Annotated in this window: 16 protein-coding genes; 9 read left to right on the top strand and 7 right to left on the bottom strand. The window is 63.2% G+C overall.

Features of this window, described 5'->3' with window-relative positions; all coding sequences use genetic code 11:
- Positions 1 to 50: 50 nt before the first annotated feature.
- The gene (locus tag ASD45_RS19270; protein ID WP_056913289.1) at positions 51 to 1,193 is read right to left on the bottom strand and encodes a phosphotransferase; all 1,143 of its coding nucleotides are present in this window, start codon (positions 1,191 to 1,193) and stop codon (positions 51 to 53) included.
- A gap of 294 nt (positions 1,194 to 1,487) precedes the next feature.
- Between ASD45_RS19270 and ASD45_RS19265 the strand changes: the two genes are divergently transcribed.
- Positions 1,488 to 2,987, top strand: coding sequence for a mannose-1-phosphate guanylyltransferase/mannose-6-phosphate isomerase (locus ASD45_RS19265; protein ID WP_056913611.1), 1,500 nt, complete (start codon positions 1,488 to 1,490; stop codon positions 2,985 to 2,987).
- 4 nt (positions 2,988 to 2,991) lie between these two features.
- On the opposite strand, the gene ASD45_RS19260 is transcribed toward ASD45_RS19265, so the two are convergent.
- Together ASD45_RS19260 and ASD45_RS19255 are read right to left on the bottom strand one after the other, a co-directional pair.
- Positions 2,992 to 4,269 carry an acyltransferase gene (locus ASD45_RS19260; RefSeq protein WP_156380985.1) on the bottom strand — a complete coding sequence of 426 codons (1,278 nt, stop codon included), beginning with the start codon at positions 4,267 to 4,269 and terminating at the stop codon, positions 2,992 to 2,994.
- Positions 4,266 to 5,030 (bottom strand): sugar transferase, encoded by a 765-nt coding sequence (locus ASD45_RS19255; RefSeq protein ID WP_082541037.1) that lies wholly within the window; start codon positions 5,028 to 5,030, stop codon positions 4,266 to 4,268. The genes ASD45_RS19260 and ASD45_RS19255 overlap by 4 nt, the downstream gene beginning before the upstream one ends.
- Before the next feature lie 668 nt (positions 5,031 to 5,698).
- On the opposite strand from ASD45_RS19255, the gene ASD45_RS19250 reads away from it, so the two are divergent.
- The 6 genes from ASD45_RS19250 (at position 5,699) to ASD45_RS19225 (ending at position 13,329) form a co-directional block, all read left to right on the top strand.
- Positions 5,699 to 6,292: a polysaccharide biosynthesis/export family protein gene (locus ASD45_RS19250; protein WP_082541036.1), complete on the top strand. Its 594-nt coding sequence runs from the start codon at positions 5,699 to 5,701 to the stop codon at positions 6,290 to 6,292.
- 154 nt (positions 6,293 to 6,446) lie between these two features.
- Positions 6,447 to 8,021: an outer membrane beta-barrel protein gene (locus ASD45_RS19245; RefSeq protein ID WP_210168899.1), complete on the top strand. Its 1,575-nt coding sequence runs from the start codon at positions 6,447 to 6,449 to the stop codon at positions 8,019 to 8,021.
- Between the two features lie 16 nt (positions 8,022 to 8,037).
- Positions 8,038 to 10,317, top strand: coding sequence for a Wzz/FepE/Etk N-terminal domain-containing protein (locus ASD45_RS19240; RefSeq protein ID WP_280136411.1), 2,280 nt, complete (start codon positions 8,038 to 8,040; stop codon positions 10,315 to 10,317).
- A gap of 29 nt (positions 10,318 to 10,346) precedes the next feature.
- Positions 10,347 to 11,432 (top strand): hypothetical protein, encoded by a 1,086-nt coding sequence (locus ASD45_RS19235; protein ID WP_056913284.1) that lies wholly within the window; start codon positions 10,347 to 10,349, stop codon positions 11,430 to 11,432.
- A gap of 11 nt (positions 11,433 to 11,443) precedes the next feature.
- Entirely contained in the window at positions 11,444 to 12,313 is an 870-nt protein-coding gene (locus tag ASD45_RS19230; RefSeq protein ID WP_056913283.1) for an FkbM family methyltransferase, read from the top strand.
- On the top strand, positions 12,310 to 13,329 hold the full coding sequence (locus tag ASD45_RS19225) for a polysaccharide pyruvyl transferase family protein (protein WP_056913282.1): 1,020 nt from the start codon (positions 12,310 to 12,312) through the stop codon (positions 13,327 to 13,329). Before ASD45_RS19230 ends, ASD45_RS19225 begins: the two co-directional genes overlap by 4 nt.
- A gap of 6 nt (positions 13,330 to 13,335) precedes the next feature.
- On the opposite strand, the gene ASD45_RS19220 is transcribed toward ASD45_RS19225, so the two are convergent.
- Entirely contained in the window at positions 13,336 to 14,622 is a 1,287-nt protein-coding gene (locus ASD45_RS19220) for a hypothetical protein (RefSeq protein WP_156380984.1), read from the bottom strand.
- 40 nt (positions 14,623 to 14,662) lie between these two features.
- On the bottom strand, positions 14,663 to 16,531 hold the full coding sequence (locus ASD45_RS19215; RefSeq protein WP_056913280.1) for a WecB/TagA/CpsF family glycosyltransferase: 1,869 nt from the start codon (positions 16,529 to 16,531) through the stop codon (positions 14,663 to 14,665).
- A gap of 306 nt (positions 16,532 to 16,837) precedes the next feature.
- Between ASD45_RS19215 and ASD45_RS19210 the strand changes: the two genes are divergently transcribed.
- A complete protein-coding gene (locus tag ASD45_RS19210) occupies positions 16,838 to 17,860 on the top strand; it encodes a glycoside hydrolase family 5 protein (RefSeq protein WP_200949739.1) in 1,023 nt (340 codons plus the stop codon).
- Complete coding sequence (locus tag ASD45_RS19205; protein WP_056913279.1) at positions 17,857 to 19,152, top strand: hypothetical protein; 1,296 nt, start codon at positions 17,857 to 17,859, stop codon at positions 19,150 to 19,152. Before ASD45_RS19210 ends, ASD45_RS19205 begins: the two co-directional genes overlap by 4 nt.
- On the opposite strand, the gene ASD45_RS19200 is transcribed toward ASD45_RS19205, so the two are convergent.
- The gene (locus ASD45_RS19200) at positions 19,131 to 19,820 is read right to left on the bottom strand and encodes a response regulator (protein WP_056913278.1); all 690 of its coding nucleotides are present in this window, start codon (positions 19,818 to 19,820) and stop codon (positions 19,131 to 19,133) included. The two genes, ASD45_RS19205 and ASD45_RS19200, sit on opposite strands and share 22 nt — an antisense overlap.
- Positions 19,817 to 22,498 carry a sensor histidine kinase KdpD gene (locus ASD45_RS19195; RefSeq protein WP_056913277.1) on the bottom strand — a complete coding sequence of 894 codons (2,682 nt, stop codon included), beginning with the start codon at positions 22,496 to 22,498 and terminating at the stop codon, positions 19,817 to 19,819. Before ASD45_RS19195 ends, ASD45_RS19200 begins: the two co-directional genes overlap by 4 nt.
- Positions 22,499 to 22,517: the final 19 nt, after the last annotated feature.

Here is a 22,517-nt window from a genome sequence, read left to right as displayed (position 1 = left end):
GCACCGATCGCGGACGGCCGCCAGCCGCGGGCATCGCGCGTCTCGGATCGTCAATTCAGCGTGCGGGCATCGCCGAAGCTGGCGGCGACGGCGCGTAACTGCGGCTGCGTCCGCTCGATCGCCGATACCTGATGATGGCGCGTCACGTAAAGCGCGACAAAGCTCAACGTCAGCGCATCCTCGGCATAGCGGAATGAGACACCGAGCCGGTCGAGCATCCGGGTGACCAGCGGCCGGTGCGCTTGCAGGGAGAACCGGACGGCCACGTGGTAGGAATCAATCAGCCCCGCCGCGAACGGAAAACGCAGCAGATAGTGGAACAGATCGAGCAACGGCGCGCCGTCGCGATCGCTGAACTCCCAATCGATAGCGCGACAAGCACCGTCGTCCTGGCAAATCAGATTCCAGGATACGAAGTCGCCGTGATAGAATGCCTTCGGCACCCGCTCGTCGCTGCGGATCGAATCCAGCATGCGCGCGAACTGCGATTCGCCCTCGTGCCCCGCCAGTGCCGCGAGCCGAGCGCGATAGCGCTGCGCCAGATCGCCTAATGTCGTCGTCGTGTCATCCTGCTGCAGCAGCGCGAGAAAATCGACGGCGGCTTGCGGCGGCGGCGACAGACGGATTTCACCCTCGATCCATTCTTGAGCGGTCATGCCAAGCGTCGGATAGAAGCCGAGGGGCCGCGGCGCGATTCCCGGATGCATTTTGCCGACGGTTTCGAGATTGGCATGCTCGCGCTCAAGCGACGACCAGGCGTGCGACCCCAACGAGACCTTCACCACTCGATTGACCTCGCCGCTGCGCGACGACAGCAGGCTGACCACGGCCTTTTGCGTCGTCGACGGCCGGGCAACATAGACCACCGGCACCATATCGCCGTCATCAGCGACACCGACTTGCGCCCACGCGGACCTGTCCAGGCCGGCGACGCCGATAACCGTCGCGCCAGGAATGTGTCCGATGCATTGCAGACGGTGAGCAATCATAGCCAGGCGCCATTTGGCGCGCGACGCGCGCCCGATCGGCAACCATTGCCGCAGAACCTTCTCCGATAGGCTCCAATCGAGCGGTGCAATCCAGCGCGGACCGTCATCGCCCGGAATGATGACAAAACGTTGCGCCTTGGGAACCGACGCGGCTGGAACCAGCTCGCAGCCCGGAGGAAACAGACGTTTTAGCAATGCTTCCACGTCGCCCGCCCCTTCCCTGCTTATCGTTTGAGCAACCGTCTCAACGATCGCTCATCGTTATCCGAATCGCGCCCGCCTCTGCCTTATTTCTGCGCGCACGGAACTCGGCACACGGTAACATTTCTATAACGCGTCCGTTCCCGTCGACGCAGCGGCGTGCGCGCGGCAAGCGCATATGAAGACAGCTCACGCATTGTGGCGAATCTCGTACTTTGACCTTTTATTGCCGCAGACATTGCGCACCCTTTCTGCTTCGCAACATGCTCCACGTCACCCTCAGAAAGGATGCACAACATGGCCCTGCGCGAATTGTTGGCGCCGACGAAGAAGAAGATCGATCTGAAAGCCGGTCTCGTGGTTCCGGTCCTTCTGTCGGGCGGAGCTGGAACACGGCTGTGGCCCCTGTCTCGCGAAACCTATCCGAAGCAACTGCTGTCCCTGATCGGCGACCATACGCTGCTGCAGCAGGCGGCAATGCGCGTGGCGGATCGCAACAAGTTCACGGCGCCGCTGGTGGTCGCCCACGAGGAGCATCGGTTCGTCATCGCCGAACAGTTGCGATCACTCGGAATTGCCGATCCGACCATTGTGCTGGAACCGGTTCGGCGCAACACCGCGGCCGCAGTGGCCGTCGCCGCCTTGATCGTCAACAAGATCGATCCAAATACGACCTTGCTCGTCATGCCGGTCGATCATCTCATCCGCGACACTGCGGCATTTGTCGAGACTATCGATACCGCGATGGCGGCGGCGGAACATCACAAGCTGTCCTTGTTCGGCATTCGCCCGACATATGCGGCAACCGGATACGGCTATATCAAGGCCGGCGACGCGATGGAGACGGCCGCAGGCGTCAATGAGGTCGGCGAATTCATCGAGAAGCCAGATGCGGATCGCGCCGCGCAGCTTGTCGCCAGCGGTGACTACCTGTGGAACAGCGGCATCTTTCTGTTGCCGGTGCGGGCGTTCCTCCGCGAATTGGAGCGCCACGCCCCCGACGTTCTCAAGGCGGCGCGCGGCGCGGTCGCTACCGCCTCGCTCGATCTCGACTTCCTGCGGCTGCGCGAAGAGCCGCTCGCGGCGTGTCCGTCGATATCGCTCGACAAGGCGGTGCTCGAGAAGACAGACCGCGCCGCGGTCGTGCCGGCGCGTTTCGACTGGAGCGATATCGGCAGTTGGTCAGCGCTGTGGGACGTTGGTGACAAGACCGCCGAAGAAAACGTCGAGATCGGCGACGTAGTCGCGGAGAACAGCCGGGGCTGCTATCTGCGCGGCGATGGTCCGTTGGTGGCCGCCTTGGGCGTCGAGGATCTCGTTATCGTGGCGACGCCCGATGTCGTCCTGGTAACGCCGAAGAACAATGCGCAGGATGTCGGCAAGCTGGTCAGCCGGCTGAAACAGGACGGCCACAGATCGGCGACGCAGACCCAGTGCGTTTACCGGCCTTGGGGCTATTACCAGCAGATCCATGTCGGCGAGCGCTTCCAGGTCAAACGCATCACGGTCAATCCCGGCTGCAAGCTGTCGCTGCAGAAACATTTCCACCGCGCCGAACACTGGGTCGTGGTCAACGGCACCGCGCTGGTCACGCGCGACGACGAGCAGGTGCTACTTGGTGAAAACGAGTCGCTGTTCATCCCGCTCGGCGCCATGCACCGCCTGGAAAACCCGGGCAAGATGCCGCTAAACCTGATCGAGGTGCAATCCGGAGCCTATCTCGGCGAGGACGACATCGTGCGCGTCGAGGACATCTACAACCGGGTGACGCCGGAACTGGTCAAGACCGGCACCTGACGGATCAGTTGACCGTGCCGCGAAGCGCCAGCGCCTCGGCGCTGCGCTTCCTGGCCGGTCTCGTCTTGAGCAACAGCGCCGGGCGTTCGACGGCGAGATAAGTCAGTGCTGAAAGCGCGATGGTGACCAGGAGCACGGCCGCATAAGACGCGAGGATGAGCGGCAGGGTCTGCGGTCGTTCGCCGTGCAGCAGCCATTTGTACACGCCCCAGATCACCGGCAGATGCCAGAGATAGAAGCTGTACGAGATCACGCCGATCCAGCGAATCGGATGCCACTCGAGCAGCGCCACAAGCCAGTGCGGTCGCCTTGACGCCGTTTCAGTGGTGACGAGCAGCACCACCACCGCGAAGAACATCGCAAAGCCGAACTCGTATTCGACGCGGGTCATCGCGGCGGCTGCGGCCGCGGCAACATAAAGCCAGCGGCGGAAGCGGGCCCGGTCCTCACGCGCCGACAGTGTGAGGCTGTGGCGATAGCCGATCGCCGCGAGCATGCCGAGACCGAACAGATCCGCCTGGCACAGGATGCTCCGCAGATAGACGGCCAGCCAGGTGCCGCCCCACTGCTGATAGAACTGCGCCGCCGCGTCGCCGTGCACCTGCATGTTGCCGATGGTCCGGCATACGAGCCCAACCACGATCATGCCCGTCGAGACGGCGACCGCCGCTCGGCTGAGTCCCCAACGGCCACTGAGCCGAACAGCGACGACGGCCAGTACCGGCAGCACCAGATAGAAGCAGATTTCCGCCGTCAACGACCATGACACGCCGAGGCCGGTCTTGATCGTCCACGGCAATAACGTCTGCACCAGCAACACATTGGCGAGGATGGCGCCTGCATCGGCCATCCGGCCGACGGTCTCACCGACGCCTTCTACGCCGCCGTTCGTGGCCGAGATCGGCGACATATAGGCCAAGCCCAGCCCGCAGGCGACGACCAGAAAAATCGTCACATAGGCGGGATAGATCCGTAGAAAGCGGTTGGCGAAGTAGCGCGAGATGTTGAACGGACGGCTCTGCGCCGCCGCCGTCAGAAATGGACCGAACAGCAGGAAGCCGGACAGCACAAAGAACAGTGTGAGGCCTTGGCCAGCGAGATTGAGCAGGTGACGGGCGAGTGGCGGCACCAATTCGCCCGGCACCAGATGCAGATTGAAGTGGCCGAGCATGACCGAAAGGGCAGCCGCGGCGCGCAGCCCTTCAATGCCGGCAAGCCGCCTGCCCGAGGTCGGTTGGACCTCGAGCACCTCGACTCCGGTCGGGCTTACGGGAGCGTTCACTCGCCCTTGCCGGTGAAGAACTCACGCTTGACTGTCCACCAGATGATCTTGATGTCCAGCCACAGCGACCATTGCTCGATGTACTGAAGGTCGTAGTCGACGCGCGAGATCGCCGCCTCGGCATTGGCGGTGCTGCCGCGGCAGCCGCTGACCTGCGCCAGCCCGGTAATACCGGGCCTGATCGTGTGGCGCTGGAAATAATACGGAACGAGATTCTCATAGAGCGTGCTCGCGGCCTGCATGCCGGGTACGTGCGGCCGTGGCCCGACCAGTGACATGTCGCCGCGAATGACATTGATCAGTTGCGGCAGTTCATCGAGGCTGGTCTTGCGCAGGATACGCCCGACGAAAGTGACGCGCGGATCGTTGGTCACCGTTTGCTTGACGCCACGCTGATCGCCGAGATGCGAATGCATGGTGCGGAACTTGAATATCCGGAACCGATGATTGCGATGGCCGTAGCGATACTGCGTGAAGAAGACCGGACCTGGAGACGTCAGCTTGATCGCCAGCGCGATGCCGCCGAACAGCGGCGCAAACGCAAGCAGTGCAGCGCTGGCGCACGTGGCGTCGAACAAGCGCTTCATGCGCGAACGCGACGGCTCGCTGAGCGCGCCACGATGCGACAGGTAATACAGCCGCCGGCGAGGCGGGCGCGGCCGATCGCTGTAATTCACGCCAGGCGTGAACAGCGAGCGCTTGTGGTACCAGACCGATGCGTTGTCGTCCCGCGTGGCGGGCAGCGAAACAGAGAGGGCCATCGTTAGCTCCTTTGCAGTGTTGCTTTGCGCACGGGTGCTCCACCCCCATCGCGCGCGCCTCCCTGCATATCTTATTGGCGCGACTGTTCGGTTCGAGCAGCCGCAATTCGTACATGTGTCGTCTTTGCTCGCATCGACTCGATGCCGCCTTGGTCGACAGGAGACGTGGCGTTCTTGGAGAAAGTGTGGCGGTGCACCATCACGAATGCTGAACATTCGTCTCAAGGTGCGATTCACGCGCGCATCGCGACGATGCAATGCAATGCATCGATCAAGAAATGTTTCAGCGCAACGGTGAAAGAGAACATGCGCGTCATACAACCGTTAGAATGACGTCACGACACCACCAGCCAGATCGTGTGCATGCCCCGTCGATCGACGCCGTATTTTCATGCATTGCTACGCTTCATTCCGCTGAGACGACGCGCATGCTTACAGTTTTGGCTTGTCGCTGCGAATTTTGTCGCTTGGGCGCTCATCATTTCAGCGCTTCATCGCTTGGTCGCGCGGCTCTGAACTTTCTTGAACTATTTTGCGTGGTGTTCGGAACCTATCGCCAGGCAACGCCGTTGCCGACCTCGGTATAAGTGTCGCATTCAAGACTCCCATCTTTGACGCGGCGACATCGCATCGAATCGCTTTTGTATTCACGTGCGTAAGGGGGAACTATGCAGAACGCCTTCGGTCGACTGGTCTTTTTTGGGGCCGGTCTTGTTGGCCTTTTGATCACGGCCGGTTGCACCCCCGCTGGATCGACACGCTATGCTGCCTATCAAGAAGCTGTGTCGACACCGGCGGTTAGTCGCCCCTACACGCTCCATACCAACGATCAGGTGCACGTCCAGGTTTACAACGAGCAGACCATCACCGGCGATTACGTCGTCGACAGCGCCGGTTATCTGTCGATTCCGGTTGCGGGTCGCGTCAGAGCCGCCGGTCTGACCGTTGAGCAGCTCGAGCGCCGCATCACCGCACAATTAAACGGCGGAATCCTCAAGGATGCGCGCGTGAATATCCAGGTCGCCACGTACGCGCCTTTTTATATCCGCGGTGAGGTCAAAAAGCCGGGCGAATTTCCCTACAAGCCGGGATTGACCGTGGCCGACGCTGTCGCATTGGCAGGCGGATACACCTATCGCGCGGATGAGAATCGTGTCGTTGTGCGTCCTTCAGGTTCCAACGCCGCACTCACGCGTCCAACGGACGCGAATCCGCAGGTGTCGCCCGGCGACAACATCACCGTGCCTGAACGATTCCTTTGATCGTCGTTTGAGCATCGTGCCAATCCATTGGGCGCTTGCCGATCGCGCGCGTCGGAGCGCGCGCAATGAATCACGCGCGAGTCGGCGCGCGCGAGGAACCAAGCGTTCAACGTCACAATGGATTTTTGCTGCAGTGCGGAACCAAGCGTCGCTTATGCGGTTGATGGCGATGCTGCACGTCCGGCTCGTTCGCGGGCAGGGCCACGTCTGTGCCAACAAAGCTTGTCGTCACGGCCTAGGCCGCGACGACACCTCAAAAGCGAAGCGACGCGCTGGGCAATCTCGTGATCCAGCGCCAGCGGCAATGATCCGCCGCCAAGAGGTGCGCGATGTCTCTCAACAAAAGCGCGAAACTGCCATCGAGTTCCATCGCGGCAAAAAATTCGGCGCGCGAATTCCGCTTGCCGCCGGCGTCGCGTTCATTGCTGCCCTCGCCGGAACGCCGGAGGCTCGCGCTCAGATCGTCACGCCTCTCGTGCCCTCTCCCACGCCGCCGTGGAGCTCGCTTGAGGTTTTCGAACCTGTGCCGTTCGCACAGCTTTGGGCACGCAGTGGCGAAGCACTTGAGCCGGAGGACACGCCGGTGAAAACACGGCAGCAGCCAGGCTACGAAAGTGTTGGCGTGCGCGCGGGTCCGTGGATGTTCAACCCTTCGCTCACCGGCGGCGTGCGCTACGACAACAATGTCTTCGCATCGGGTTCCGACAAGCGTGGCGACCTGTCGGCTACCGTCAAGCCATCGCTCGAAGTGAAGTCGCTGTGGGAGCGGCACGGCATCGATGTGCAAGGTAATGTAGCTTCGACCAGCTACCGGCGTTTTTCACAACTCGATCAGACCGATGCCAATCTGCGCCTGCGCGGCCGCATCGATCTCTGGCACGATGCCGCGATCCTGACCACCTTCCGCACCGCGCTGCTGCACGAGGGCGTCGGCTCGCTGACGTCACCGACCAACGCCGCCGAACCGACGCCCTACACTTTGAACTCCGCCGACGTGACTTACTGGCAACAGAGCGGCCGATGGGCCGGCTCGTTCGGCTTGCGTTCCGACACCTACAATTTCGGCACGACGCGAGCCATCAACGGCTCGATCATCAATCAGGACAGCCGTGACGGTCATATCGAGGCCCTGCACGGCCGTATCGATTATGCGATGTCGGGCAGTCTTGGCCTGTTCACTGCCGCCGAAGCCAATCGCCGCAGCCTGCGCGGCTCGCCGACGCAATCGCTGAGTTCCGACGGCTATCGCGTGCTCGCAGGCGTCAACCTCCAGCTTGGCCATCTTATCACCGGCGAAGTGAGCGCAGGCTACGCTCGGCAGCGCTTTGACGACCCGAGTATCGGCACCATCAGCGGCCCGACCTATCGGGCGCTCGTCAATTGGAGCGTCACACGCCTACTCGATGTGCACGTCAAAGCCGAACAACTCGTTACTCAAGCCGCCGACACGGTCGCGGGCGGCATCCGCGCAGATGCGATCCAGGTCGGCGCCGACTACGAGCTTCGCCGCAACATCGTGCTCTCGGTCGGTGCCACCTACGAACGTGACAAGTTCTTCGGCCAATTGCGCAACGACGCCGTATTTTCGACGCTGACTGAGCTCACATACAAACTCAATCGATACAGCACTGTCTCACTTCAGCACCAATACTTCCGGCGCGACAGTGACGCTCCGTCGGCCAGCTACGACAAGCATGAGGTGGGACTGAATGTCACAACGCGCTACTGAATACGGGCCTGTTCCGCTGGCTTACGAGCCTGAGCTTTCCCACGTCCCCGGGTGGGAGGGCGTCACTCTTTCGGAAATTTTCCGCATCCTCAGACGGCGCGTTGCGCTGATTGTGTTGACGACCATCTTCTTCGCCGCCGCGGCAACCATCGCGGTCGTCATGATTAAGCCGCTCTATACCGCGACCGCTACGGTGTTGATCGATCCCCGCCGGCCTAACGTGATCAATCTCGACGCAAAGCAGACGCCGGTGCAGACTCCGTCGACCGACGACGCAACGATCGAGAGTCAGGTTCTGCTGACCCAGTCCGTCTCGGTGCTGCGCCGCGTCGTCGACGACCTGAAGCTCACTGAAGACCCGGACTTCATGCCGAAGCCCGGGCTGCTTGCGCCGATCAAGCGCCTGTTTGCCCAGAATGCAACGCAGAATGCCGATCCGCGCGAAGCCGCGCGCATGGCCGCGGTCTCTGTGCTGCAGAGCCGCCTTAAGGTCGCTCGTCAGCGCACGAGCTTCCTGGTCGACATCAATGTCAGCGCGCACAATCCCGAAACCACGGCACGCATCGCCAACGCGATTTCGGCGGCATATTTTGCGGAACTGGTGCGATCGAAATCCGATGCCACCAAGATGGCGGCCGGTTGGCTCAATCAGCAGCTCAATGACCTCAAGGCGCGCGTGCTCGCCTCCGACAAGGCGGTCGAGGAGTTCCGCGGCGCCCATAATCTCACGCTCAGTCAGGGCGAAACCGTCAACAGCCAGCAGATTACCGACCTGAACAGCAAGCTGGTGGAGGCTCGCGCCGAGGCGGCGCAAGCGCAGGCCAAATATGACCAGGTCGCCGAAATCGCCAAAACCAATGCGGATCCGGGTTCGCTGAGCGAAGCGCTGGCTTCGGAGACCATCGCTCGCTTGCGCGGCCAGTACGCCCAATTGACGATGAACGAGGCCGATCTGACGAGCCGCTACGGGCCCCAGCATCCGCAGGTCACGGCCGTTAAGGCGCAACTGCGCGATACACAGAAGCTGATCAGTGCCGAAGTGCAGCGCATCCTGCAGAGCCGAAGGCACAGCTACGAAGTCGCAGCCGCGCGCGAAGCCTCGCTGGAGAAGAGTCTCGCGGCACTGCAGAACATCTCGACTGAGTCTGGACAGGCCGAGGTCCGCCTTCGCGAACTGCAGCGCGAGGCCGACGCCAATCGCGCGCTCTATGAGTCGTTCCTCAGCCGCTACAAGGAAGCCAGTGCGCGCGAGAGCCTGGATCTCCCCGAGGCGCGCACCGTCACCGCGGCCAATGCGCCGACGCAGCCGTCTTTCCCGAAAGGCTGGTTGTTCCTGGGGCTGGCCATTCCATTCGGCGCCGCGTTCGGCTCAATCATAGCCATTGCCGTCGACCGGTTCGATCGCCGCATCAAGACTATCGACCAGGTCGAATCGATCTCCGGCGTTCCCGGCATCGCCTCACTGCCGCTGGTTGGTTTGCGCGAACTTTCACGCATCACCAAACGCGGGCGCGACGAACTCGCTCGCTATCGGGAGCAGCCGACCCGGATGCTGCCGCTGGCGCTGCAGCCGCCGCTGATGCGCTACATCATCGAAGAGCCGAATTCGGTTTTTGCCGAGGCGATCCGCGCCGTACGCCTGTCCGTACAGCGGGCGGCGCGAACGCGTCCGATGCAGACGATCATGCTGACCTCGGCGATCGAGGGCGAAGGCAAGACCACGCTCGCCGCCAATCTGGCGCTGTCCTATGCCATGATGGGCGTGCGCACGCTGATCGTCGAGGGCGATCTGCGCAATCCGCAATTGACGCGTTCGCTGTGCCCGAATGCCGAATGGGGCCTTTTCGACGTGGCGCTCGGCCGGGCGTCTCTGCAGCAGGCGATTCTCTTCGACACCGCGACTTCGCTGTCGATTCTGCCGGCGCCGTCGTCGGATGAACTCGAGAGCATGAGCGAGTTCGCGTTCTCCGATTCGATTCGGATCATCCTCGGTGAACTGCGGCGGCATTACGACATCATCATCGTGGATGCTCCGCCGCTGGTCCCCCTGGTGGACAGCCGCGCGCTTGGTGAGCACGTTGATGGCATCGTGCTCGCGGTCGGCTGGGATCGAGCGCCGCAGGACCTCATCGCTCGCGCGATCGAACTGTTGTCACCGCTGAAGGATCGCGTGTTGGGAACCGTGCTGACGCGTGTCGATCTGCGCCGCATGCGCAATTACGATTATTACCACAGCTCCGCCTACATCAAGCCTTATGAATACAATAGCGACCTCCGGCAAAGCGCCAGTTCGTAAACGTTTCCGAGCGGACGGAGTTTGAACGAATGACCACTGTGCTCCTGGTCAGCGGCTCGTGGCCTCCGCAGGTCTGTGGGGTTGGCGATTACACGCAGGTGCTTGGTCATGAACTGGCCAAGGCCGGCGTCGAGGTACGACGATTTGCCAGCGACCGGTTTTCACAACTTTACGCGCGGTCCATTCTCGAAGAAATTGAGAGCGTCGACTGTGACGTCATTCACATTCAATATCCGACCGTTGGATACGGCCGCTCGCTGACGCCGAGCGCCATCGCGCGCGTCATTCGCGATCGCCCCGTCGTCGTGACGCTGCACGAGTATTCGGTGTTCAAGCCGTACCGGCGCGCCTGGTTCTCGCCCTTTGCCAAGCACTGCGCGGCCCGCGTCTTCACCACCGACGAAGAGCGCGCACTGTTCGCGCAACGCTTCCCGCGGCGGGGCGGCATCGATGCGACCATCGAAATCGGCAGCAATGTCCCGGCAGCCGCCGGCCGGCCGCGCCTGCCGGATCTCGTCTGCCAGTTCGGCCTCATCGCGCCGAACAAGGGCCTCGAGTCGTTTCTCGAACTCGCTCGTCTCGCCGGCGCGGCGGAAAGCGGTCTGACCTTCGAAATGATCGGCGCCATCCCCGAACGTCATCAGCGCTACGCCGACGACATCATCGCGCAGGCGAAGACCCTCGGCGTGAAGGTCTTGTTGCAGTTGCCGGATCATGCGGTTGCCGAGCGGCTCGCGACGGCGACCTTCGCCTATCTGCCGTTTCCCGATGGCGCCACCGCCAAGCGCGGCACGTTGGCAGCGGCCTTCGTCAACGGGCTGATCGTGGCGACCCATCACAGTCGGATCACGCCCGACTGGATCCGCGCCGCGACGCTCGATACGGCGACGCCGCAGGATGCTCTCGGAGCCCTCACGCACCTGCAAGCCAATGCCACCGCGCGCGCGGATTTGCGCCACCGCGTCGCGACCGCATCCGATCACTTTCGCTGGGACGCGATCGCCGACCGCCATGCCGCACTTTATCAGAGTCTGCTGGAGCGGCGGGCGGCGGCCGGTTTGCGGAGCCGCCACGCCTTCCGATCATTCGACTACTCCATTTCAGCACCGCAATGACAGGATCGAACATGCAGCACAGGGATCTCGCCAGAAAGTATCTGCCGCAACCGGTTGTCGATATTCTTCGGGCGGTGAAATACCGCTACGAGCTGGCAACGTTTCCCCAGCGCGTGGTGACGCACCGGTACGGGCCGCACGTCCTGGAGATGAGCATCGATGATCGCATCGCGGCGGAGTGGTACGACAAGGATTGGGAGCTGCCGCCCGAGATCGAGTTCCTGGCGCAAATGCCGATTCCGCAAGCCGGCCGCATCTTCGATCTCGGCGCGCATCAATGTCTGATCGCGATGCTGCTTGGCAAGGAGGTTACGCCGGGCGGAACTGTCGTCTCCGTCGAGGCCAACCGGCATAACGCCGCGATCGCGCGCCGGAATCTCGAACTCAACGGCGTCGATAATGTCGAGGTCATGCACGCGCTGGTCTCCGACGTCACCGGCCGCGGCCGCGCCGACATGAGCTTCAATTCGCGCGCTCGCCCGGGGATCGGCGGCCTGGTCGGCGATCAGGTTTCGGCGCTCAGCATCGACGATCTCGCGCAGATGCGGGGCTTCCCCGATCTCGTCTACATGGACATCGAAGGCTTCGAGGTCGAGGCGCTCAAGGGCGCCACGCAGACACTGTCACGCTGGTGCTACTGGTTCATCGAACTGCACGGCGACGATCTGCTCGGTCGCTATGGCGCCAGGAATGCCGACATCCTGCGCTATTTCAGCTTCCAGGATTTCGCCGCGTACCTGTGCCTCGAAACGGACACCAAATTCCGGCCGCTCACCGAGCGCGAGCCGCTGCCCGCGGAACGATGCTTCCTGATCTTTGCGCCGCGCTCGGCGCGTTTGATCAAGCACGGCCTGCCGGACGGTGCGCTCAGCCAGCAATGAAAGTCATCTACTACAAAAGCCCCCGCGGCAATTTCGGCGACGATCTGAACCCTCTGTTGTGGCGGGAAGTGCTGCCGCCCGCCTGCTTCGATATCGACGACGCCGTACTGCTTGGCATCGGCTCGATCTTCCGCGACGATTTCCTGTCGCCGCCGGCAACGGTGCGCAAGCGCGTCTTTGTGCTTGGCAGCGGCGCCGGAACCGGGCCGCTGCCGTCGCAATGGCCGAACGGCGACTGGTCAATTCTCGCGGTGCGGGGGCCGCTGACCGGCCGGCTGATCGGCATGCCTGCCAAGGCGATCACGGACAGCGCCGCCCTGCTCGCGACCACGCCGGCACTGAAGCCGGAGGTGCCGCGCAGCGGCCGCGTCGTCTTCATGCCGCACTACAATTCGGTCGCCTACAGCCGCTGGCCGGAGATCTGCGAGGAGATCGGTTTCGACTTCATCGACGCGCACTGGCCTGTGGAGCGCACCCTGAAAAGTCTTGCCGGCGCCAGCCTGGTGATGACCGAAGCGATGCACGGCGCGATCGTCGCCGATACCTTGCGCGTGCCTTGGATTCCGGTCGCCTGCTCGCCCGAGGTCGCGCCGTTCAAGTGGATCGACTGGACTCAGTCACTCGACCTCGATTACCGGCCCGTTTCGTTGCCGCCGAGTTCTGCCTGGGAGGCCTTGAAACACTTCAAGATTCGCGCCGTCGATGGCGCCAAGGGCCTCGACGCCCTGTCGGACGACGATGAGGACCTGTTTGCCGACTTCAATCGCCGGTATGGCCAGGCGGCGGGCGCTGACCTGACGCCAGCCCGCATCGTGCCGAAGAGCCAGGCGGGGCGGCTGCAGAAAATCACCGCCCTGTTCGATCCGTTCTTCGCCGAACGGGCCACACGGGCGCTGATATCGGCAAGCAAGGGGCAGTCCTACCTGAGCAAGGATACGATTTTCCTGCGGCGCGTTGATCAGCTCCAGCAGGCTGTGGCCCAACTGGAGCGGGCCCTGCTCGGCACCGCGCACTGACCGCCGTCACACCGCGGAAGGCCGCGGTCGCAGCGCGGTGACGATCACGATCGCGGCGCCTGTCGCAGTCGCGATGGCGTTGGCCCAGAGCACCCCGGTGAGGCCCGCCGTCCACCCGAGCACGACGCCGCCGCCGCCGAACGCACCGAGCGCGATCAGCCGCGACGTCAGCACGATCCGGGTGCGCCGCGTCGCCAGCAGAGACATCGATGCCGCGACGCGGCTCGCTTCCCAGATGATTCCGAACGACAACGGCCACAACAGCGAAGCTGACGCCGCGATTTCCGGCTTTTTGTAGAGCAGCGGCAGCAGCAGCGGCGCCGTGGCGAGAACGGTTGCGCAATAAATGAGTACGAGGCCGGCAAACCCGGCAGTGGCGCGCAGCGCAAAGCGGCGCGCATAGCCGTCGCCGTGATCGGCGACCTTGTCGGCGACGCGCGGCAGCAGCGCGAGATTGAGCGCCGAATTGAACTGTACGATCGGCGTCAGCAAGTTTTGCAACGCGCGGATGATGCCGGCGGCGCCCGGACCGCTGAAAGCGGCGACCAGCGGAAAGATGCCCCAGCTCATCAACCACGACACCACCGCGGCCGGTGCCAGCCAGCGTCCGGAATTCCAGATGCGGACGGCGAGCCATTTGACATTGACGGCGCGAATTCGCGTTACCCGGCCGATGCCGGCGCCAAGGATCGCCGCCATCGCCGCTGCCGCGGCCAGCCCCGGCAACGCCAAAACCGCGCCCACGGAAACCATCTTGAAGAGCGCCAGCGCACCGGCGCCCGCCAGCAATGTGACGCTGTAGGCGGCCGCTGCCGCTGCCGCCACGCCCTGCCGGTCGCGGATGTAGCAGAGGCGGCGGAAGTACAGATACATGCGCTGCAGCGGATTGGCCAAAGCCAATACGAACACCGGCATCGCATAGGCGGAATTCAGGGCCCACAGCACGCCGGCTGCCGCGAGCAGCAGCCCGCTGCTCACGAGGCCGAAAGCCGCCACCACCCAGAAGGCTGCGACGTCGATGCGTCCGCGATTGCGCCGCCCATGATGACTGACGATGGCCGGCAGGGAATCGATGATCATCGAGTTCTGCACCGCCTCGATGAAGAACACGGCTGTCCACACGACGACGTAACGGCCGAAGTCGTCGAGCGGCAGCCACCACGCATAGAGCACGGTGAGGACGAAATTGGTGCTGCTGTATAGACCCTGATCAAGAAAGGCGAAGAGAATGCGGCCCTTCCAGCGATGCGCGAAGCTCCACGCGTTGCTGAGGCGGCCTCGAAAACCCGTCAACGCCATATCCCCCGAAGCAGCCGTCATCGACGCTCCTGTGTCACTGCGACGAAGCCGACGACACGCGGGCGCCGCCGATCCACTGCCGCACGACCCGTAGCAGGAAAATCGGCATCTGCACGAGGTAGCGCCGCCACAGCCGTCGCGGCTGCTGCATCATGCGGAAGGCCCATTCCATCCGGGCCGCGCGCACCCATTCAGGGGCCCGCGGCACGACCTCGGCCATGAAATCGAACAGTCCGCCGACGCCGAAGCCAAGCCTGCAACCGGTTTCGCGAAGACAGTCATTGAGCCAGGTCTCCTGATGCGGGTTGCCCATCGCGACCAGCAGAATATCGGCGCGCGATCGACGGATGTCGCCGATCAAGTGATCCCGCTGCTCCGGCGGCACATAGCCATGACAGACACCGACGAATGTGTGCTGCGGCGCCATTGCAGCGAGCCGCTGCGCGGCGCGCTGGGCGACCCCGGGCCTGCCGCCCAGCAGATAGATGCGATAGCGGTGCGTGGTATTGCGCAGATAATGCGGGATGAAGTCCGTGCCGTTGAGGTTTTCCGGAAACGACTTGCCGAACAGCAGACGGCTGGCGATATCGACGCCGACGCCGTCATTGAACACGATCGAGCGCTGCAGGATTGACTGCACGCGATGGTCGGCGACGGTGGCATTAAGCGTATGAGCGTTGGCGAAAATGACGATGCCGGTTCGCCCTGCCGCAAATTCCTGGTCGAGCAACTCCACGGCCTCGGTCGAAGTCTTGGCCAGGATTGGCACGTCGAGAATGGCGCGGCTCTTCCTGCCCAGGACTGAATCGTACAGCGCCTCATACCTTTCGCTGGCGACCTCCCATCGGTAGCCGGCGGCGGCTTTCATAGCCGCGTAACGCGCTTCATCGTAGTGGGCCGCGACCTTTTCCCAGAGGCCGAGGAACGCCAGCGCCGCGGCATCGACGTTGTCGAAGTTTACGACCGAACCGATGCCGGTCTGTTCGACCAGATGCCGGAACGGTGGAATGCCGCTCAGCACCGGCCACAGGCCAGCCGACATGCCTTCGATAGCCACCAGCCCGAAACCTTCATAGGCTGAGGCACTGATGAACACCGAGCTGCCGGCCATCAGCGCGCGCATATCTTCATTGCTTGGGCTATCGATGATGTTGACGGCACCGGTCAGCCCCAGATTCTTCGCATAGCCGGTGAGATCGTCGACCGAGACGTCATAGGGCCTCCCCGCGATCGTCAGCGACCATTCGGGATCGATTCGGCGCACCGCGGCCAGAAAGGCCAGAACCCGGTCGATACGCTTGTTGCTGGACAGCCGGCCCATTGCCAGCATCGATTTCTTTGCTACCGGCGAGCCGGCGTCGGCAAATTTATCGACATCGACGCCGTTTTCGATCAGGCAGGCGCCACGCGCCCGCACATTTCTGAACAGCGCTTCGTCGGCCGCGCTTACACAGGCGACGCCGGCATACCAGCGCAGCGACGCACGCGTGACCACACTAAAGTAGAGCTTCTTCAACCGCGCGGCGAATGACGTGTGAAAGAAACCACCGTGGGTGGAGACCACCAGTTTGCGGCGATGAAGCGGTGCGGTCCAAGCGAGATAATCGAAGATGAAATCAATGCCGTGAACATGGACAATATCGGCGTGACGGATATGGCGAAGGATCGATAGCGCGATCGGATAGCGCGTCGAGCCGAAATACGGCACTCGAATGATCTCGATATCCTCGATCCGCTCCCACTTCGGCAACTTCCCCGCACCTTGTGCGTTGAATAATCGATCAAGCGTGACGACCCGCACATCGTGGCCCTTGGCGTATTGCGCGTGAGCCAATTGAGCGACGACATCTTCCAGACCGCCGACCGACGGATGGAACTGGCGCACAACATGAACGATTTGCATGTTCGTTGAGATTCCTGTGGCACGACAGGATGCAACGCCGAAAACTCAATTCCGTTTCAGTTCCATCGTCACTCTTAAGTCTGAACGCATTGCCGCGCTTCCGACACTTTGTCGTCGTCGAATTACCCTCCGAGCCGGCAATGTCGCTTCCGCGTGACTCGTCGCGTCCATTCGCGACGTCCGTGAATACGGACGTACGACTTGATCGAACTTTAGATCTTCAACGATGGATGGAGGCAAGAATTGTCAGCCCGACACGGCCGTCGTTTCATCTGCCCAAAAATTACGCATCGCGCGTCAATTCTGGTGCTGTTGGCATGCGCTCTGTCGCTGACACCGCTGGCCGCGCGCAGCCAGCCCACGCACCTGACCGGCGTCAATATTTCCGGCGCTGAATTCAAGGGCCGCAAGGTTCCCGGGATTCCCGGCACGGACTACTTCTATCCAGCGCGCGCGACGATCGACTACGTAGCCAGCAAGGGACTCAATACAATCCGCGTGCCGTTTCTCTGGGAGCGGATGCAGCCGCAACTGAACGGTGCACTCGATGCCGCCGAACTCAAGCGCCTCGACTCGGTCGTTAAATACGCGACGGACAAAGGTCTCTATATCGTCCTCGATGTTCACAACTACGGCTACTATCGCCAGCAGGTCATCGGCAGTGCGGCGGTGCCGGTCACCGCCCTCGCCAGCCTGTGGCAGCAATTGGCGCAAAACTACAAGGGCAACGGGAAAGTCGGCTTCGGTCTCATGAATGAGCCGAAGGGTTTGCCGACCGAAACATGGCTTGATGCCGCCAATCAGGCCATCGCTGCGATCCGCCAGGCGGGCGCGCAAAACACCATTTTCGTTCCGGGTAACGCCTGGACCGGCGCGCATAGCTGGGCGAGCACGAGCTATGGCACATCGAACGCCAAAGCCATGCGGAACGTCGTCGATCCGGCCAACAACTTCGTTTACGAACTGCACCAGTATCTGGATTCGAATTATTCCGGCACGCACCCGCAATGCAAGAACGAGACCGTCGGCGTCACGACACTGGCGGGCGTGACCAACTGGCTGCGGCAGAACAATAAGAAAGGCTACCTCGGCGAGTTCGGCGCCGGCAGCGATCCGACATGCCTCGCGGCGCTCGACGCCATGCTCAAATATATGGACGATAACCGCGACGTCTGGATTGGGTGGAGCTATTGGGCCGCGGGCGCTTGGCCGCCGAGCTACTTCACCAGCGTACAGCCCGTAAACGGTCAGGATCGCCCGCAGATGGCGGTGCTGCTTCGGCACCTTTCCGCTCCCGCCGAGAACACCGGATCGGGCGCGCGGCAATGAGCAACGCCGGCACCCGGCCGCGCCCGATCGCCGTGGTGGCGCGGCAGCCGTTCTGGCTGCAACCGCCCACTGTCGCCGTCATCGGCGCGACCGTGTTCAATTTCCTGCTGTGCCTCGTCAACACCAACGTCACCAGTGTGGGCTCGGCCGCGGCGATCGGCTGCGAACTCATCATCATATCGGCCGTGCTTCTCTATACCTATCAGCGGCTCAACTATACGCAGCTACTCGTCATCTGCGGCGCCGTGTTCTATCTGATGGCGCTCGCCGCCGGACGGCTTTTGCTCAGCGGCAACGCCGATGTGAAGCCGATCCGCGACCTGCTGATTCCAATCGCCTTCTTCATTCTCGGCGCCGGCGCACCGGATCTGAAGACGGCGGATCGCATCATCGGCGTCATCGCGCTTCTGGTCGTCCTCGTCGGCTTGTTCGAATACTTCCTACCCGACGTCTTCACGCGGTTCTGCAACATCGCCAGCTTCTACGTCGAGCGCGGCACCATGGATGCGGCGCAGATGCAACAGTCGTCCAGCCTGTTCGTCTCCGGCATGCGACCGGAAGGCGCCGGAGGCGGCCGCAATATCCTGCCCTTCCTCGGCAATCATCGCGTATCGTCGATATTCCTCGAGCCGGTATCGGCCGGCAATTTCGGCATCATCCTTTTCATCTGGGGCATGGTCCGCTCAATGATGGAGCGGCGCCTTTACTGGGGCCTGTTCGCAGCGGCCGGCTTCGTCATCATCATGTCGGACAGCCGTTTCGGTGCATATTTTTGCGCGATCGCGCTGTTGCTGGCGATCGTTCCTTCCGCGATCCGATACATCATGGTGGCGCTGGCGCCGCTGGTCGGCGTCTTGACCATAGCCTTCCTGCCGGACCTGCTGTCGAATCAATTCGGCATGAGCAACGGTTTCATCGGCCGCATCATCATGTCGGGCGAAATTCTGAGCCGCTTCGATGCGCTGACATGGTTCGGGTTGCGCGCGCCGGAGTTCGGGATGGCGGACTCGGGCTACGCCTATTCGATCGCGTCGATCGGCCTCATCGGCATGGCGATCTTCTGGGCCATGCTGCTGTTGACCGAGGGGCGCAGCCGCTTCTTCTATACATTTCGCGATCTGGCGGCGGCCTACGTCGCCTTCCTGCTGTGCATCAGCAACTCGCCTTATACGATCAAGACCGGCGCCTTGCTGTGGTTCCTGACCGGTGTGCTGTCCGCGGCTCCCGCTTTGCTATCGCGACGGGCTCCGCGCGCCGCGCCGAAAGCCAACTACGCCTCAGCGATGCGATAGCCGATCCCGGGCTCGGTGAGCACGATGCGCGGATCGTCCGGCTTGTCCTCGATCTTCTGGCGCAACTGACCGATGTAGACCCGGAGATACTGCGTATCCCCGGTGTGCGCCGGGCCCCAGACCGCGGCCAGGATCTGCTTGTGCGTGATAACGCGCCCGGCATGCCGCGCCAGGAATGACAGCAGCTCGAATTCCTTCGGCGTCAGCTTGAGCTCGGCGGTGCCGCGCAGAACCCGGTGTCGAACCGCGTCGATCTCGAGGCCGCCGACGCGCAGCACGGGGATTTCGGCCTTGCGTTGCAGACGATGGCGCAGCGCCGTGCGCATGCGCGCCATGAGCTCGCCGACGTTGAATGGCTTGTTGACGTAATCGTCGGCGCCGAGATCGAGCGACTCGATCTTCTCCGCCTCGCGCTCGCGGGCTGACAGCACGATGATCGGTACGTCCGACCACTCGCGGGCGCGGCGGATGACGTCCTTGCCGTCGCCATCCGGCAGGCCGAGGTCGAGCAGCACGATGTCCGGCGTCTCGGCGGCGGTGCGCTTGATCGCCTCCGCCACGGTGCCGGCGCTCGTCATCTCGTAGTTGTTGGCTTCCAGCGCGGGCTTAAGGAAGCGCAGGATCGCGGCTTCGTCGTCGACGACCAGCACCCGCATCTTGGCGGTCATGGGCTTGCCTGCTCCCGCGGAAATTCCAGAGTGAAGCGCGCGCCGCGGCCGGACGCCACCGGCGTTGTGACGTCGATCGCGCCGCCATGGGCTTCCATGATCCCCTTGGCGATGGCAAGCCCTAATCCCGTGCTCTGATGACCGTCGGCGCGGCTGAGGATTTCGCCGCCCTTGGCGAATTTGTCGAAGATGTGTGGCAGCGCGTCTGCAGCGATGCCGGGCCCGTCGTCGGTGACGCGCAAGCCCACATTGTCCACCCCAACGACCGCGTCGATGACAATGCGGGTATTGGCCGGCGTATGGATGAGCGCGTTGGCGAGCACGTTGCCCAGCGCCTGCTCGACCAGCGTGGCGTCCGCGCGTACCAGCGGTAGATCGGTCGGCAGCTCGACGGCGATGGTCTGCGCCGCGCCACGGCGGCGCGCTGCGCCGACGACGCGATCGGTGGTCTCGTGCAAATCGAGCCAGTCGCGCCGCAATTCGAGAGCGCCGGCGTCGATGCGTGTGATGGCAAGCAGGTTGCGCACCATCTCGTCGAGTCCCTCCGCCTCATGCTTGATGCCGCCGAGCAAGTCCTGTTTGGTCGCGCTGTCGAGCTTGTCGCCATAGTCGATGAGGCTGGTCGCCGAGCCGAGAATCGACGACAGCGGCGTGCGAAAATCGTGGGAGATCGAGGCCAGCAAGGTGTTGCGCACGCGCTCGGTCTCGGTCGCGGTCTTCGCCGTCACCATCTCGCGCGCCAGCGAGGCGCGGTCGAGCGCTGCGGCGGTCTGCTCCGACAGGGTATCGAGCAGCGCACGAGCTTCCGAGTCGAGCGCACCGCTGTCGTCGTTCTTGCCTACGCCGATCACGCCCATGGTCTTGTCGCCGATGCGCAGCGGCACGAAGTACCACGGAATGATCGGCAAGGTGCCGGTGTCGGCACCAGCCGGCTCGGCATGGCTGAAGGCCCAGCGCGCCGCGGTCATGGCCGCGGCATCGAGCGTATCTTCCGGCGGCCACGCGGCCGTGAGCGCGAGATCGTCGGTCTGCGCAAGCAGCACGACCACCGGGCGGCCAAGACTGGCATGGATCTCGCTGGCGGCGCCTTCCGCCAGGGCATCCTGCGTCGCCAGTCCCGACATGCGGCGGGTAAATTCATAGAGCCGGCGCATCGCGCGCATGCGGCTCGCCGAGACACGCGCCTGCTCGCGCACACGGCCGGCCATCGCCGACGACACCACCGCCACGACAAGGAAGATGATGAGCGCCAGAAGCTCGTAAGGCTCGGCCACAGTGAAGGTGTAGAGCGGCTGGATGAAGAAGAAATTGTAAACGGCCGACGACAGCAGCGACGCATAGATCGCCGGCCACATGCCGAAGTTCATGGCGGCGAACAGCACCGCGAGCATGAAGACCATCGACAGGTTCGGAATGGGCGTGAAGCGGATAAGTGCTTCACCAACGCCGAGCGCTGCGAATACCGCTGCCGTCGCGTAGAGGAAATGCAGAGGCTCCGGCGCCAGCCACCTCCGACGCCGCGTCGCCGGGCCGGACGGCGCATCGACTTCGCGCGTGACCAGGTGAATGGCAATGTCCTGCGTCCGCCGCACCAACTCATGCGGCAGCGACCGCCGCAGCAATTCGCTGAAGAAACCGCCGTGCGAGCGGCCGACCACGATCTGGGTGACGTTCTCGAACTTGGCGAAGCGCAACAGTTCGGCCGGCAGGTCGGCGCCGGTCAGCGTCTGCGTTTCCGCGCCCAGGCTTTGCGGCAGACTGAAAGCATCGTCGAGCCGTTGACGGGCGACATTGTCGAGCGCCGCGCCGGGCCGTTCGACCGTCACGGCCATCCACGGTGCATCCATCAGGTCGGCCATGCGCTTTGCGGTGCGGATCACCACCGGAGAGCCCGGATCGGGACCGATGCACGCCAGGATCCGTTCGCCCGCCGCCCACGGCCCCTCGATCGCCTGCGCCTGCATGCGTTCGATCAGCGATGCATCGACGCGTTCGGCGGCGCGGCGCAAGGCCAATTCGCGCAACGCCGTGAGGTTCTGCGGCTTGAAGAAATGCTCGACCGCGCGCGCCGCGGTGTCCTGCACATAGACCTTGCCCTCGGCCAGACGCTTGAGCAGTTCGTCAGGCGGGAAATCGACCAGCACCACCTCGTCGGCCTTGTCGAATACGGTGTCCGGCACCGTCTCGCGCACCCGCACCTTGCTGATCTTCTGGACGACGTCGTTGAGGCTTTCGAGATGCTGGATATTCAGCGTCGTCCAGACGTCGATGCCGGCCTCGAGAATCTCGTCGATGTCCTGCCACCTTTTGGGGTGACGGCTGCCCGGCACATTGGTGTGCGCGTATTCGTCGACCAGCAGCAGGCCGGGCCGTCGCGCCAGCGCCGCGTCGAGATCAAACTCCTGAATCACCTGATTGCGGTAGACGATGGGCTTGCGCGGCAGCATGTCGAGGCCGGCCGTCAGTTGCTCGGTCTCCCGGCGGCCATGGGTTTCGACCAGCCCGGCGACTACGTCACGTCCGCCCGCAAGCTCGCTATGCGCGGCCGTGAGCATGGCGTAGGTCTTGCCGACCCCCGGAGCTGCGCCCAGAAAAATCTTGAGCCGGCCCCGGCCTTCCTTCTTGGCCAGGGCCAGCAATGCATCGGGGGAAGCTCTTTGCGCTTGATCGCTGGCCATACGGCTCCTCGTTGGAGCC

Source organism: Pseudolabrys sp. Root1462, from assembly GCF_001426945.1.
Classification (GTDB): Bacteria; Pseudomonadota; Alphaproteobacteria; order Rhizobiales; family Xanthobacteraceae; genus Pseudolabrys.
The sequence above is the reverse complement of the archived record's forward strand: the minus strand, read 5'-3'. Positions and strand labels throughout refer to the sequence as shown.